The organism is Klebsiella sp. 10 (assembly GCF_018223925.1).
In the GTDB taxonomy this organism is placed as follows: Bacteria; Pseudomonadota; Gammaproteobacteria; order Enterobacterales; family Enterobacteriaceae; genus Klebsiella; species Klebsiella pneumoniae.
Map to the genome: position 1 here is coordinate 1 of NZ_JAGRRB010000034.1, position 1,761 is coordinate 1,761.

2 protein-coding genes and 1 pseudogene are annotated in these 1,761 nt (G+C 60.1%); 1 reads left to right on the forward strand and 2 read right to left on the reverse strand.

Annotated features, from left to right (window positions below; translation table 11 throughout):
* Both KHQ26_RS26150 and KHQ26_RS25725 read right to left on the reverse strand, forming a co-directional pair.
* A pseudogene (locus tag KHQ26_RS26150) lies at nucleotides 1-107 on the reverse strand (hypothetical protein); the annotation flags it as partial.
* A gap of 139 nt (nucleotides 108-246) precedes the next feature.
* Nucleotides 247-594: a YebG family protein gene (locus KHQ26_RS25725; protein ID WP_004175424.1), complete on the reverse strand. Its 348-nt coding sequence runs from the start codon at nucleotides 592-594 to the stop codon at nucleotides 247-249.
* A 144-nt stretch (nucleotides 595-738) separates the two neighbouring features.
* On the opposite strand from KHQ26_RS25725, the gene purT reads away from it, so the two are divergent.
* Nucleotides 739-1,761: formate-dependent phosphoribosylglycinamide formyltransferase (gene purT / locus KHQ26_RS25730; protein WP_211777977.1), on the forward strand; the 1,023-nt coding region annotated here is incomplete at its 3' end.

Consider the following 1,761-nt stretch of genomic DNA (forward strand, 5'->3'; position numbering starts at 1 on the left):
TGCAGTCGCTGCTCGGGCAGCAGGCCGCTCCCTTTCGACGACTCGCCGGACGGTGACGCACCCTGCTGCCCGAGCAGCGACTGCAGTTGATGTAGCCAGTTAGCCATGGTTTTCCTCTCAGGTGACAAACACTGTTATCAGCCTAAACGACGCGATGTCAGGAAATGTTAGATATGGCTAAAGATGCGCAAAGGTACGTGCGACGGCAGCATCGGGGCCGACCGACCAGTGACTGACCGCCAGCGTTCAGGCTGCCTTGGCTTTGCGCGCTTTGGCCGCCGGCACGGCGTCATCACCCGCCGGAGAAGTCTCGGCGGTTGCCGACGGCGCGGAGGCGTCCTGTGCGGGCGTCTCTTGCTCCGGCAGTCGGCCAACTCGCAGGATATGCTGCAGCGCTTCTTTACGCTCCGCCAGCCACATCGCCATGGTATCGCGCTGGACGTCATCCATCTCCAGCGGGGATGCCACCAGCCAGTCATTCAGCACCTCTGCCAGATCGAGCATTTTGTCGTAAGCGTCGGCCTCTTTTTTGCTGGCAAAAGACATTTTTTCCTCACCTTCGCGGATCACCACATATTTAATTTCAACCGCCATACTGCAGCCTCTCAACACTGTATTTTTATACAGTATAGCAAATTTCCCTCCCGGACTCAACTCACGCGCGTTACGCGCGTAAAGACATACGCAAACGTTTTCGTTTATAATCGCTGCCATCTTTTTTTACTGCGGATGAGAGTTATGACTGTATTAGGCACCGCGCTGCGCCCGGCAGCCACCAAAGTTATGCTGTTAGGTTCCGGCGAGTTGGGTAAAGAAGTCGCTATTGAATGTCAGCGTCTGGGCATTGAAACCATCGCCGTAGACCGCTACCCCGATGCCCCGGCGATGCAGGTCGCCCACCGCGCCCACGTCATCAATATGCTGCACGGCGAGAGCCTGCGCGCCCTGATTGAACAGGAAAAACCCGATTACATCGTGCCGGAGATCGAAGCTATCGCTACCGACACCCTGGTCGAACTGGAACAGGCCGGGCAGAAAGTGGTCCCCACGGCGCGGGCGGCAAAGCTCACCATGAACCGCGAAGGCATTCGCCGCCTGGCGGCGGAAGAGCTGCAGCTTCCCACCTCCCGCTATCGTTTTGCCGACAGCGAAGAAGGCTTCCGCGCGGCGGTTACCGACATCGGTTTGCCATGCATCGTTAAACCGGTGATGAGCTCCTCCGGCAAAGGCCAGAGCTTTATCCGCTCGGCTGACCAGCTCAGCGAAGCCTGGCGCTATGCGCAGCAGGGCGGCCGCGCTGGCGCCGGACGGGTGATCGTCGAGGGGGTGGTGAACTTCGATTTCGAAATCACCCTGCTCACCGTCAGCGCCGTCGATGGCGTGCATTTCTGCGCTCCGGTTGGTCATCGTCAGGAAGACGGCGACTACCGCGAGTCCTGGCAGCCGCAGCAGATGAGCGACCTGGCCCTCGAGCGTGCCCAGACCATCGCCCGCAAGGTGGTGCTGGCGCTGGGAGGTTATGGTCTGTTTGGCGTGGAGCTGTTCGTATGCGGCGACGAGGTGATCTTCAGCGAAGTCTCCCCGCGACCACACGACACCGGGATGGTGACGCTTATCTCCCAGGATCTCTCGGAATTCGCCCTGCACGTTCGCGCCTTCCTCGGGCTACCCGTCGGCGCTATCCGCCAGTATGGTCCGGCCGCCTCCGCGGTGATCCTTCCGCAGTTGTCCAGCCAGAACGTCAGCTTTGGCCAGCTGCAG

Excerpts from the sequence above, each read along its gene's own strand:
- KHQ26_RS25725 (WP_004175424.1), bottom strand. The coding sequence starts at position 594 with ATGGCGGTTGAAATTAAATATGTGGTGATCCGCGAAGGTGAGGAAAAA.